The organism is Streptomyces sp. NPDC003691 (assembly GCF_053981115.1).
In genome coordinates, this window is the sequence record NZ_JBSFNQ010000004.1 from 92,210 (window position 1) to 104,460 (window position 12,251).

General features: G+C 72.2%; 11 protein-coding genes and 1 tRNA gene. 8 read left to right on the forward strand and 4 right to left on the reverse strand.

What is annotated here, in order from left to right:
• Nucleotides 1–69: 69 nt before the first annotated feature.
• The 7 genes from ACWDR0_RS03470 (at nucleotide 70) to ACWDR0_RS03500 (ending at nucleotide 5,411) form a co-directional block, all read left to right on the forward strand.
• Nucleotides 70–1,629, forward strand: coding sequence for an alpha/beta hydrolase (locus ACWDR0_RS03470; RefSeq protein ID WP_456349927.1), 1,560 nt, complete (start codon nucleotides 70–72; stop codon nucleotides 1,627–1,629).
• A gap of 150 nt (nucleotides 1,630–1,779) precedes the next feature.
• Nucleotides 1,780–1,853, forward strand: a tRNA-Thr gene (locus ACWDR0_RS03475).
• Between the two features lie 178 nt (nucleotides 1,854–2,031).
• On the forward strand, nucleotides 2,032–2,478 hold the full coding sequence (locus ACWDR0_RS03480; protein WP_456349928.1) for an SRPBCC family protein: 447 nt from the start codon (nucleotides 2,032–2,034) through the stop codon (nucleotides 2,476–2,478).
• A gap of 127 nt (nucleotides 2,479–2,605) precedes the next feature.
• Nucleotides 2,606–2,956, forward strand: a complete 351-nt coding sequence (locus ACWDR0_RS03485; protein ID WP_456349929.1) for a YciI family protein — start codon at nucleotides 2,606–2,608, stop codon at nucleotides 2,954–2,956.
• 4 nt (nucleotides 2,957–2,960) lie between these two features.
• Nucleotides 2,961–4,211, forward strand: a complete 1,251-nt coding sequence (locus ACWDR0_RS03490; protein WP_456349930.1) for an RNA polymerase sigma factor — start codon at nucleotides 2,961–2,963, stop codon at nucleotides 4,209–4,211.
• Between the two features lie 3 nt (nucleotides 4,212–4,214).
• Nucleotides 4,215–4,646: a GNAT family N-acetyltransferase gene (locus tag ACWDR0_RS03495; protein WP_456349931.1), complete on the forward strand. Its 432-nt coding sequence runs from the start codon at nucleotides 4,215–4,217 to the stop codon at nucleotides 4,644–4,646.
• 18 nt (nucleotides 4,647–4,664) lie between these two features.
• Nucleotides 4,665–5,411: an AAA family ATPase gene (locus ACWDR0_RS03500; RefSeq protein WP_456349932.1), complete on the forward strand. Its 747-nt coding sequence runs from the start codon at nucleotides 4,665–4,667 to the stop codon at nucleotides 5,409–5,411.
• A 111-nt stretch (nucleotides 5,412–5,522) separates the two neighbouring features.
• Here the strand turns inward: ACWDR0_RS03500 and alaS are convergent, their stop codons facing one another.
• The 3 genes from alaS to ACWDR0_RS03515 all read right to left on the reverse strand — a co-directional run bounded on the left by alaS (nucleotide 5,523) and on the right by ACWDR0_RS03515 (nucleotide 10,050).
• The gene (gene alaS / locus ACWDR0_RS03505) at nucleotides 5,523–8,174 is read right to left on the reverse strand and encodes an alanine--tRNA ligase (protein WP_456349933.1); all 2,652 of its coding nucleotides are present in this window, start codon (nucleotides 8,172–8,174) and stop codon (nucleotides 5,523–5,525) included.
• A gap of 34 nt (nucleotides 8,175–8,208) precedes the next feature.
• Nucleotides 8,209–9,279 (reverse strand): tRNA (adenosine(37)-N6)-threonylcarbamoyltransferase complex transferase subunit TsaD, encoded by a 1,071-nt coding sequence (tsaD, locus tag ACWDR0_RS03510; RefSeq protein WP_456349934.1) that lies wholly within the window; start codon nucleotides 9,277–9,279, stop codon nucleotides 8,209–8,211.
• Nucleotides 9,280–9,447: 168 nt separating this feature from the next.
• A complete protein-coding gene (locus ACWDR0_RS03515; RefSeq protein ID WP_456349935.1) occupies nucleotides 9,448–10,050 on the reverse strand; it encodes a TetR/AcrR family transcriptional regulator in 603 nt (200 codons plus the stop codon).
• Nucleotides 10,051–10,280: 230 nt separating this feature from the next.
• On the opposite strand from ACWDR0_RS03515, the gene ACWDR0_RS03520 reads away from it, so the two are divergent.
• Complete coding sequence (locus ACWDR0_RS03520; protein ID WP_456349936.1) at nucleotides 10,281–11,045, forward strand: hypothetical protein; 765 nt, start codon at nucleotides 10,281–10,283, stop codon at nucleotides 11,043–11,045.
• A 289-nt stretch (nucleotides 11,046–11,334) separates the two neighbouring features.
• Here ACWDR0_RS03520 and ACWDR0_RS03525 read toward each other — a convergent pair whose 3' ends face one another.
• Complete coding sequence (locus ACWDR0_RS03525; RefSeq protein ID WP_456349937.1) at nucleotides 11,335–12,117, reverse strand: TetR family transcriptional regulator; 783 nt, start codon at nucleotides 12,115–12,117, stop codon at nucleotides 11,335–11,337.
• Nucleotides 12,118–12,251: the final 134 nt, after the last annotated feature.

Sequence of the window (12,251 nt, forward strand, 5' to 3'; positions counted from 1 at the left end):
GGGCCCGGGTGCGGGGACAGCAAGGGAGGAAACGGACCGTATGCGAGGTGCGTCGCCTAGGCTCCGGGGATGGACCCACGCCGTTTGCTCCGCAGTTCCGCCCTCGCACTGGCAGCCACGGGCCTGCTGCTCTCCGGCTGCACCGGCGGGGGCTCCTCGTCCAGTGCCTCGGCGAACCCGTCGAAGGGCGGCTCGGGCCAGGGCGCGCGGTCCGCTCCCTCGGCGGAGCTGAAGCCCTTCTACTCCCAGAAGCCGGCATGGCGGAAGTGCGGTACCGGCGGCTTCGAGTGCGCCACGCTCAAGGCGCCGCTGGACTACGCGAAGCCCGACGGCGGCACCGTCGATCTGGCCGTGGCCCGCAAGAAGGCCACCGGCCCGGGCGCGAAGCTGGGCTCGCTGCACGTCAACCCGGGCGGGCCGGGCGGTTCCGCGGTCGACTTCCTCCAGTCGTACGCGGGCATCGGGTACCCCGCCCCGGTCCGCGCCCGCTACGACATGGTGGCCATGGACCCGCGGGGCGTGGCCCGCAGCGCGCCCGTGGAATGCCTCGACGGCAAGGCCATGGACGCGTACACCCAGGTCGACCAGACCCCGGACGACCAGCCCGACGCGGCGAAGCTGCTGACGGCACTCAAGGACTTCGCGGCGGGCTGCTCGAAGAAGTCCGGTACGGTCCTGCCCCATGTCTCCACCGCGAACACGGCCCGGGACATGGACGTCTTCCGGGCCGCGCTCGGCGACCAGAAGCTGACGTACGTCGGCGCCTCGTACGGCACGTTCCTGGGCGCGACGTACGCGGAGCTGTTCCCGGCGCGGACGGGCCGGCTGGTGCTCGACGGGGCGATGGACCCGTCGCTGTCGGCGCGGCAGCTCAACCGGGACCAGACGGAGGGCTTCGAGACGGCGTTCCAGTCCTTCGCCAAGGACTGCGTGAAACGGAAGGACTGCCCCCTGGGCCGTACCTCGGCCGCGGACGCCGGGACCCGTCTCAAGAAGTTCTTCGACCGGCTGGACGGCGAGCCGGTGGCGACGGGCGGGAGCCGGGAGCTGACCGAGTCGCTGGCGACGACGGGCGTCCTGGCCGCGATGTACGACGAGGCCGCCTGGCCCCAGCTCCGGGTCGCACTCACCGACGCGATGGCCGGCCGGGGCGCGGGGCTCCTGGGGCTCGCCGACTCCTACTACGAGCGCGACACCGACGGCACGTACTCGAACCTGATGTTCGCCAACGCGGCCGTGAACTGCCTGGACTCCCCGCCGGCCTTCCCGGACGAGGCAGAGGTCCGGGCGGCGGTGCCCGACTTCGAGCAGGTCTCGCCGACCTTCGGCCGGAACTTCGCGTGGGCGGCCCTGAACTGCGCGTACTGGCCCACCCCCGCCACCGGCACCCCGCACCGCATCGAGGCGAAGGGCGCCTCCCCGATCCTGGTCGTCGGCACCACCCGCGACCCGGCAACCCCCTACAAGTGGTCCCGCGCCCTCGCCGCCCAGCTCGACTCGGGCCGCCTGCTCACGTACGACGGCGACGGCCACACGGCGTACGGCCGCGGCAGCGACTGCATCGACACGGCGATCAACACCTACCTCCTGGAGGGCACCCCGCCCCAGGACGGCAAGCGCTGCCGCTGAGGCCACCAGCGGCGGGACCGGTTCCGGCCCCGGAACCGGTCCCGCCGCTGGTCGGAAGGGGGATGGTCGGGAGCACTCCCGATAACCCTGTAGACTCAGCTCCGCTGCTGATGCGAACGTTCTCTCGTAGAAAAGTTGCGTCGGGGTAACGCCGCCTTAGCTCAGTTGGCCAGAGCAACGCACTCGTAATGCGTAGGTCTCGGGTTCGAATCCCGAAGGCGGCTCAGTAGGAGAACCCCAGGTCACCAAGATCGTGACCTGGGGTTTTCTCATGTCCGGACAGGGTTCCCGGAGGGGTTTCCGCTGGTTTCCGGGGTGGTGTCGAAATGAGGGGCGCTCGGGCGTCGACGGAGTGAGCGGGGTGGCGATCGGCTCCCGCGTACGACGTCACAGGAGGTCTTCATGAGCACCACTGCCCGACCCGGGATGCCCACCCTGGCGCTGGTGAGCCGACAGGTCGTCGTCGGGGCTCCGCCGGCGGTGATCTTTGCGTTGCTGGCCGCGCCGGGGGAGCACGCCGGGCTGGACGGCAGTGGTGAGGTGCAGGGGGTTGTGGAGGGGCCGGTGCGGCTGGAGCAGGGGGCGGTGTTCCGGATGCGGATGAAGGGCTATACGACCACCAACACCGTGGTGGAGTTCGAGCAGGACGCCCTGATCGCATGGCGGCACCGCGGGCGGCATGTGTGGCGGTGGGAGTTGCGGGCGGTGCCCGGCGGTACCGAGGTCACGGAGACGTTCGACTACACCGCCAAGCGGGCCCGGCGGCTGGTGGAGCTCGCGGGCTTTCCGCGGCGGGCCGGTACGGCGATCGACCGGACTCTCGGGGCGTTGCAGGCGCGGTTCGCCTGAGCGGCCGGCCGGGGCGCCCGGGTTCCGGCCGGCCGGAAAAAATGCCTGTCCTACGCTGTCGAAACCTTGCCCGTACGCGCGTCGGACAGGTGAGAGGCGGTACCGCCGCCGCAAGGAAGGGAATGCCATGCGCTACATCCTGATGTCGCACGTCGACGACTCCGCCCTGGTGGGAATGGCCCCCGAGGAGTTCGGGGCCGTGATGGAACGTTTCGTGTCCTTCACCCAGGCGCTCGCCGAGTCCGGAGTGCTGCGCGGTGCGGAGCAGTTGCAGCCCGCCGATACGGCGACCACGGTGCGGAACCGGCAGGGGGACGTCCTGCTCACCGACGGGCCGTACGCCGAGCTGACCGAGTCCTTCGGCGGCTTCTGGATCGTGGAGGCCGCCGATCTGGACACCGCGCTGAAGTACGCGGCCGACTGCCCGGCCGCGGACTTCGGTTCGGTCGAGGTCCGGCCCCTGGCCGAGCTGGGCTGAGCGGATGCCGAACCCGGTCGAGGTCGCCGTCGAACAGGTCTACCGGGCCGAATGGCCCGCGCTGGTGGCCGGTCTGGCCCGGTGGACCGGGGACCTCGACCGGGCCGAGGACGCCGCCGCCGACGCGGTCGCCACGGCCTTCGAAACCTGGCCCCGCGACGGGATCCCCGCCCGGCCGGGAGCCTGGCTGCAGACCGCGGCCCGCCGCAAGGTCCTCGACCGGCTGCGCCGCGACCGGGTCGCCGTGGAGAAACTCGCCGCCCTGGCCGGTGAGCTGCGCGACGAACCGGCCGCCGACAGCGTCGGCGATCCCGACGACCCGTTCGCCGCCGTCCACTGGTCCGACACCGCGGCCGAGGACCTTCTCCGGCTGGTCTTCACCTGCTGCCACCCGGCCCTCGCCCCTTCCGCCCAGGTGCCGCTCGCCCTGCGTCTGCTGTGCGGACTGACCGCCGCCGAAACCGCCCGGCTGCTGCTCACCACCGAACCGACCGTCGCCCAGCGCCTGGTCCGCGCCAAACGGAAGATCCGCGACGCCGGGATCGCGCTGGAGATACCGCCCCGCGCCGCCTGGCCCGACCGGCTGGACGCCGTGCTGACCGTCATCGGCCTGGTCTTCACCGAAGGGCATACGGCGGTCGAAGGACCGGAGTTGATCCGCGCCACCCTGTGCGACGAGGCACTGCGTCTGGCGGCTCTGCTCCGCAGGCTGCTGCCCGACGAACCCGAAGTCCTCGGGCTGTCGGCACTCCTGTTGCTCACCGACGCCCGGCGCGATGCCCGCACCGACGGCGACGACCTGGTGCTCTTCGCCGATCAGGACCGCAGCCGCTGGCGGTGGGACGATATCGGCCGGGGGCTCGCGCTGGCGGCGGGCGCCCTGCGCCGGAGCGGTGACCGGCCGGGCCGGTGGGTGCTGGAGGCCGCTATCGCCGCCCTCCGGGTCCAGCCCGTGCCGGACCTGGAAGCCGTCGTCACCCTCTACGACCGGCTCGCCGAACAGGCACCGTCCCCGGCGGTCCTGGCCAACCGTGCCGCTGCCATCGCTCTCGCCCGCGGGCCCGCCGCCGGTCTCGCCGCTCTGGAGGGTGTCCGGGCCGCTCCCGGGGACCACCGGCTGCTGGTGCTCGGCGCCGAGCTTACGGCCGGGCTCGGCCGGTATCCCGAAGCGCGGGAGCTGATGAGCCGTGCGGTCGAGGCGGCCCGCAACGATGTCGAACGCCGCCATCTGCGGCGACGACTCGACAGCTTGTAATCTTTGAATGTGCTGAACGATCCTTACGAAATCTCTTCCGGTGTGCCCTCCGTCAAGGACTACCGGCGGCTTCGCACGGAATCCGGGCTCTCGGACAAGAGCGAGGCGGCGGCCGCGGCCGGGCTGCCGAACACCTGGTACGGCGTGCTGGTGCGGTACGAGGGGCGGGCCGTCGGGATGGGGCGGGTGATCGGGGACGGGGGGACCGCTTTCCAGGTCGTCGACGTCTGTGTGCTGCCCGCGCACCAGGGGAAGGGCCTCGGCAAGGTGATCATGGAGTCGCTGACGGCGGAGCTGGAGCGGCGCGCGCCCGCGGGGGCCTATGTGTCGCTGATCGCGGACGGGCCCGCCCGTTTTCTCTACGAGCGGTACGGTTTCGCCGATGTGTCCGGGCACGGGTCGGTCGGGATGTACTGGGCCAAGAGCGTCGGCTGATCCGGGAGGGGTGGCGAAGTGTTCGTCGAGCGGGTATCCGTGCCGTACGGGCTGGCGCCGGACGCGGCCGGGCGCGGGCAGTGGCCGTACACCGTGCCGGCGGTCGCCCGGTTGCTGGACGAGGGGCTCGTCTTCGAGCGTCCGGTGACCTTTCTGGTCGGGGGCAACGGCTCGGGGAAGTCCACCCTGGTCGAGGCGATCGCGGAGAGCTTCAAACTCGATGCCTACGGCGGGCGGATGGCCCGCCGCTACGGGCGGCCCGACGCGTCGAAGACGGCGCTGGGCGAGGTGCTGCGGGCGGATACGACCCGGGCGGGGGCGCGGATGCTCGCCGGGCCGCGCAGCAAGAAGAAGGGTTTCTTCCTGCGGGCCGAGACCGCGTTCGACATGACCGAGAACCTCGGCGGGGTGCCGGGGTACTGGGCCGAGGACACCAGCGCGATGAGCCACGGCGAAGGCTTTCTGACCATGTTCCGGGCGATGTTCGACGGCCCCGGTTTCTATGTCATGGACGAACCCGAGGCCGCGCTCTCGTTCACCTCCTGTCTCCAGCTCGTCGGGCTGATGCACGAACTCGGCCGCAGCGGTGCGCAGATCGTCTGTGCCACCCATTCGCCCGTGCTGGCCGGTACCCCGGGCGCGGACATCGTCGAGGTGGGCGAGCACGGCTTCCACCGGACGGCGTGGAAGGACCTGGAGCTGGTCGACCACTGGCGGCGGTATCTGGGCAATCCGGACGCCTATCTGCGCCATATCGTCGAGTAGGAGGGAGGAGGGAGGAGGGAGGAGGGAGGAGGGAGGAGGGAGGAGGGAGGAGGGAGGAGGGAGGAGGGAGGAGAGGGAGAGGGGGTGGGCAGGGAACCCCGGACGGAGTGCCTAGCCCGGTGTCTCCGTGACGGTGCGCAGGAACTCCCGCAGGGTGTCGGGGATTCCGGCCGCGGTGAGGCCGCCGCCCTGGGCCAGGGCGGGGGAGCCGCCGCCGCGGCCGTTCAGGAGGTGTTTGACCAGGGCGGCGGCGTTCAGGCCGGTGGTGACTGCGGGCAGGTTGAGGGCGACGACCAGGTTTCCGGCGGGGGTGGCGACGGCGGCCGCGCCCGGGGTGTCCGCGGGGAGGCGGTCCCGGATCGCCGTGGCCAGGGCGCGGGCGTCGTCGGCCGGGTCTTCGGTGGTCGTGGTGACCGCCCGGACGGAGCCTGCGGAGACGGCCCCGGCGGCGAGTTCGGCGGCGCGGGCTCCGGTGGCCTGCTGCCTGAGGCGGGCGTTCTCGCGGTCGGCGGCCTTGAGGCGGTCCAGCAGGCCCGCGATCCGGTCCGGGAGTTCGGCGCGGGGCGCGCCGAGCTGTTCCGCGATCCGGGAGACGAGGTCGCGTTCGCGGGCGAGGTAGCCGAAGCCCTCGACACCCACGGCCGCCTCCAGCCGGCGCATCCCGGAACCGACGGAGGACTCGGCGGTCAGCGCGACCGTACCGATCTGCGAGGCGTGGTCGACATGGGTGCCGCCGCACAGTTCGCGGGACCAGGCCCCGCCGATCTCGACGACGCGGACCTTCTCGCCGTAGACCTCGTCGAAGAGGGCGAGCGCGCCCAGCTCCTTCGCCTCGGGGAGGGGCATCCAGCGGACGCCGACCGGCAGATCGCGGCGGAGGGCCCGGTTCGCGGACTCCTCGATCTCGCCGCGGACCGTGGGGGAGAGGGCGCCGCGCCAGGGGAAGTCCAGCCGGAGGTAGCCGGGCCGGTTGTACGAGCCGGACTGGAGGGCGGTCGGGCCGAGGACCTCGCGGAGGGCGGCGTGCAGAACATGGGTGCCGGAGTGGGCCTGGCGGGCGCCGAGCCGCCACTCGGGGTCGACGGCGGCGGCCACGGCGTCCCCGGTGGCCAGCTCCCCCGAGGTGACCCGGACCCGGTGGACCACCAGGCCCGGCAGCGGGCGCTGCACATCGAGCACCTCGGCCTCCGCCGAGGCGCCGGAGATCCGGCCCGCGTCACTGTCCTGGCCGCCGGATTCCGCGTAGAACGGGGAGCGGTCCAGTACGACGGAGACGAGGTCGCCCTCCGAGGCGGCGGGCACCGGTCCGGCGGGCCCGAGCAGGGCGAGCACCGTGGACTCCGTGGTCAGCGCGGACCAGGCGCGCCAGTCGGTCGGCCCGTGGGCGTCCAGCACCGCGCGGAGCGCCGAAGTGTCCGACGTACCGCCCGACTTACGGGCCCGGGCGTCCGCGCGGGCCCGTTCGCGCTGGGCGTTCATCAGGGCGGTGAAGCCCTCCCGGTCGACCTCGACGCCCTGTTCGGCGGCCATTTCCAGGGTGAGGTCGACGGGGAAGCCGTAGGTGTCGTGGAGGAGGAACGCCTGGGCGCCGGGCAGTACCCGTCCGCCGTCCGCCCTGACCGCGGCGACGGCGGTGTCGAGGACGGTGGTGCCCTGCTTGAGGGTGGTGCGGAAGGCGTCCTCCTCGCCGTACGCCCGGTCGGCGATCCGGGCGAAGCCCTCGGCGACCTCCGGGTAGGAGGGGGCCATGCAGTCCCGGGCGACGGGCAGCAGCTCGGGCAGAGCCGGGTCCCGGAAGCCGAGCCGGCGCATGGAGCGGACCGAGCGGCGGAGGATCCGGCGCAGGACGTAGCTGCGGCCCTCGTTGCCCGGGGTGGTGCCGTCGGCGAGCAGCATCAGGGCCGTACGGACATGGTCGGCGACGACCCGGAGCCGGACGTCGGCCTCCTCGTCGGCGCCGTACCGCACCCCCGCGAGTTCGGCGGCGCGGTCCAGGACGGGGCGGGTCTCGTCGATCTCGTAGAGGTTGTCGACGCCCTGGAGGAGGGTGGCCATCCGCTCCAGGCCCATTCCGGTGTCGATATTGCGCCGGGGCAGTTCGCCCAGGATCGGATAGCCGCTCTTGCCGGGGCCCTCGCCGCGCTCGTACTGCATGAAGACCAGGTTCCAGAACTCCATGTAGCGGTCCTCGTCGACCGCCGGGCCGCCCGCGCGGCCGAGGGCGGGGCCCCGGTCGTAGTACAGCTCGGAGCAGGGGCCGCAGGGTCCCGGGACGCCCATGGACCAGAAGTTGTCCTCGTCGCCCCGGGCCACGATGCGGGCGTCGGGGAGCCCCGCGACCTTCCGCCAGATCGCCCGGGACTCGTCGTCGGAGTGGTGGACGGTCACCCAGATCCGGTCCGGGTCGAGGCCGTATCCGCCGTCCGCGACGGGGGTGGTGGAGAGCTGCCACGCATAGGTGACGGCCTCCTCCTTGAAGTAGTCCCCGAAGGAGAAGTTGCCGTTCATCTGGAAGAAGGAGCCGTGCCGGGTGGTCTTGCCGACCTCCTCGATGTCCAGGGTCCGGACGCACTTCTGCACGCTGGTCGCCCGCGGCCACGGCGGGGCCTGCTCGCCGGTCAGATACGGCTTGAAGGGGACCATGCCCGCGTTGACGAAGAGCAGCGTCGGATCCGGGGTGGGCAGCGGCGCACCGGGGACGACGGTGTGGCCCCTGGCGGCGAAGAAGTCCAGGAAGCGGGAGCGGATATCGGCGGTGCGCACGGTTCCTCCGAGGGGTGAGGGGGCCTGGCCGGGGTTACGCGATACGGGCCGCGGCCTCGGCGACCGGGTGGAGGGCCGCGTACTCCAGGGGTGCCGACGGGTCGATCGACACGCCGAGCTGCGCCGGGGCGGCCTCCGCCCGGACCAGGAGATCTCCTACGGCGGCGATCATGGCGCCGTTGTCGGTGCACAGGGTCAGCGGCGGAACCCGCAGCTCCACCCCGGCCGCCGCACACCGCTCCTCGGCCAGGGCGCGGACCCGGGAGTTCGCCGCGACCCCGCCGACCACCACCAGGGTGCCGACCTCGTAGGCCCGGCAGGCGGCCAGCGCCTTACGGGTCAGGACGTCCGCGACCGCCTCCTGGAGGGAGGCGGCGCCGTCGGCCACCGGCAGTTCGGTGCCGTCGAGCCGGTGCTTCTCGGCCCAGCGGGCGGCGGCGGTCTTCAGCCCGGAGAAGGAGAAGGCGTACGGGTCGTCGCGCGGCCCGGTCAGCGGGCGGGGGAAGGCGACCGCGCACGGGTTGCCCTCCCGGGCGGCCCGGTCGATGGCCGGTCCGCCGGGATAAGGCAGCCCGAAGACCCGCGCCACCTTGTCGAAGCACTCGCCCGCCGCATCGTCCACGGTGTCACCCAGATGGATGATCGGGTCCCGGACGAGATCCCGCACCAGCAGCAGCGAGGTGTGCCCGCCCGACACGATCAGGACCATGCAGGGGTCGGGCAGCGGGCCGTGCTCCAGGGTGTCGGCGGCCACATGTCCGGCGAGATGGTGCACCCCGTACAGCGGTACGCCTGCCGCGTAGGCCAGGCCCTTCGCACCGGCCAGGCCGACCTGGAGCGCGCCCGACAGGCCCGGCCCGGTGGTCACGGCGACCGCGTCGAGGTCGGAGAGCCGGAGTCCCGCCTGGTCCAGGGCCTCCCGTACCACAGGGTTGAAGGACTGCAGATGGGCCCGGGCGGCGATCTCCGGGACCACGCCGCCGAAGCGGGCGTGCTCGTCCATGCTCGACGCCACGACGTGCGCCAGCAGTCTGCCGCCGGACACGATTCCCGCGCCGGTCTCGTCGCACGACGACTCGATGCCGAGTACTACTGGTGAGCCCATGGCGGTCCCTCGCGCCTTTCCCCGGCCTGCTGCGCGGCCTGATGCGGGTGGAGTGCAGTTGCAATAAGTGTGCAACAAGGGTGGGGGTGGTGCGGCCGGGGGATCGGCCGGGCGCATCGGAGGGGGCCCTCGGCGGGGGTATCCGGGTCCCTCGGCGGCGCGTCGGGTTCAGCCGGTGAACTGGGCACGGGTGGGGGAGGGGACCGGCAGCGGGCGGGCGGGGCCGGTGCTCAGACCGTCGAAGATCATGGCCAGATAGCGCTGCCAGAGCCCCGGCGCCTCCTCGCTGATGCTGAGGACCGCCTGGGAGGCGGCGCTGAGCAGCAGCACGATGTCCAGCCCCGTGACATCGTCGCGGACCGCCCCGGCCTCCCGGGCCCGGCCGACCAGGGTGTCGGCCACATCGGCGAGCCGCTCGCGCGAGGTGCGGACGGTGACCTCGGAGCGCGAGAGGGCGGCCGCGGCCTGGCAGAAGGAGCGGTCGCGGGCCTGGATCTCGGTGCCGATGGTCATGAACTCCAGCAGCGCGGCCCCGGGGTCGTCCGCCGTGGCAAGGCGTTCCCCGGCGGCGACCAGCTCTTCGAGACGGTCGCTGAAGATCTCGGCCAGCAGTTGTTCCTTGGTGTCGAAGTGGCGGAAGACGGTCCCCTTGCCCACGCCAGCGCGCGTGGCGATGCGGGTGATCGACACGTCCATGCCGTTCTCGGCGAACTCGGCGGTCGCGGCGTCCATCAGCAGTCGTCTGTTGCGTACGGCGTCGGCTCTTGTCATGGCACCCATCCTACCTAAGCGGACCGTGCGGTCCGGTTCTGTGCTACGGTTCAGAACATGACCGGGCGGTCCGTTTATCGGAACGGGGCGTACGGAGTGCCTGGCCGGCCCCTGCTCGCGGGGGAGCGGCACAGGCGCGGCACGGCGGCAGAAGCAGAAGCAGAAGCAGACGCCGGCAAGCAGAAGCAGCAAGCAGTACGAGAAGCAGTACGAGAGTGAGAGGAAACGTCATGGACGTCCGCGGCTACGAGACCGGCCCCATCAAGGCGGAGGCGGCCTTCACCTCCGACTTCCCCCTGGACAACCGGTACTCCACGCAGGACATCGCCGACATGCTGGAGCGTGAGCGCCCCAACATGGACATCCGTCCCGGCATGCGGCACAAGTACACCCCGCTGCGCTTCGACCCGGCCACCGGCGTCAAGTACATCGGCGGCCGCTACCTCTTCGACACCTGGGAGAACGTCCTCGACTACAACCACTTCACCAACGAGGAGCTGTACCCCGAGCCGGGTGTGAAGTTCTGGTCCCGCTTCCCGGGCGTGGACAAGCACTACTGGAAGGTGACCGGCGCGCACGACTTCAAGCCGATGGCCACCTCGCACCACATCAACCGGTTCGAGCGCTACTCCTACACCGGCGGCGACGTCGAGACGCTGCTGGCCGAGGTCTGGCCCGCCATCCGCGACGAGGCCGAGAAGCAGGGCCTCTCCAGCGTCTGGCTGATGTTCCAGCCGGAGGAGAAGCAGATCGGCATCCTGACGGTCGCCGAGAAGGCGGGCGACGCCGACCCGGCCGCGGCCGTCTCCAAGGGGCTGGAGTACCTGGAGCGCCTGGACGCCTTCGGCCGCTTCCTGCCGCAGGCGCTCGGCACCGAGCAGCTCATGGACCGGACCAGCCTGATCATCTCCTCCTGGCTGCCGGAGTCCCGGGCCCTCGGCGGGGCGCACTCGTCCTTCGATGTGTCGCCGCCGCACCCGAAGCCGCAGATCTGACGCCGGGAGGCGGCAGGCCGGACCGGTGAAGAGCCGGATCGGTGAAGAGCCGGACCGGTGAAGAGCCGGACCGGTGAAAACCGGTGACGGGCGGCGCAGGACGGGCGCCCGGTCGGAACACCCTCACGGTTCCGGCCGGGCGCCCGCGCCGTTCCGCGGGCGGCGCGGCGCGGTGCGGTGCGGTGCGGTGCCGTCGTACGGCAGGGCCGGGGAGCGGGGCCGGGGCCGTACGCCGACACTGACACCGGCGCGGTGCGGGTCGGGACCGGGGCCGTACGGACCGGTCCGCTCAGTCCGTCCCGGCCGGGCGCGCCGTCAGGTCCAGACTCCCCGGTACGGCCGCGAACGCGCGGTCCGTCAGGGCGATCAGCTCCGGCCGGCCCGCGTCCGCCGGGCCGGTCGACCAGGCGTGCAGCGCGCACCGGAAGGCCGCCACGGTGATCTCCAGTGCGATCCGCAGCCGCAGTTCGTCCGTCCCCGGCTCGGCCGGAAGCGTGTCGTCCGCCTCCAGCGGGCCCAGCCCGGTGGCAAGCAGCGCCAGTACGGCGTCCGCGGTCTCCGCGCAGTGCTGAAGGCTGTGCGCCGCGAGCGACGGGACCCGCTCCACCAGCCTGCGGCTCTCGGCGAACTGCCGCTCCCACTCCCCGTCCATCCGCTCCAGCGCGGTGATCAGGGTCCGGTGCAGCGCGCCGAGGACCGGGCCGGAGAGCCCGGTCTCCCGCTCCCGCAGGTTCTCCCGCAGAACGTCGAGGAAGGCGGACCAGAACTCCTTCTCCGGCGCCAGCGCCACATCCTCCTTCGAGTCGAAGTAGCGGAAGAAGGTGCGCTTGGAGATCTCGACCTCGTCGGTGAGGTCGTCGAGCGTCGTCCGGTCGAAGCCGTCCCGGGTGTAACGCGTGAGCGCCGTGTCGACCAGGGCGCGCCGGGTCCGCAGCCGCTTGCGCTCGCGCAGCGGCAGCTCTCTCCCGTCTCTCCCGCCGGTGCTCCCCGGCTGCCTCTCCGGCTCGCTCTCCGGCTCGCTCTCCCGGTTCTTCTCCGGCCTTCTCCCGGGTCGGCCGGTCGCGGTGCTCATACCGGCGAGTGTAGGCGGGCCGGCCGGCGGAATAAGGGGCTCGCCCCCTGCGTTTGCCTCTCATAGGCAAGTGCCACTGAGTGACATTTTCTAGGTTCTCTCTTGCGGCGCCTGCCACCCCGTCCCGGGCGACC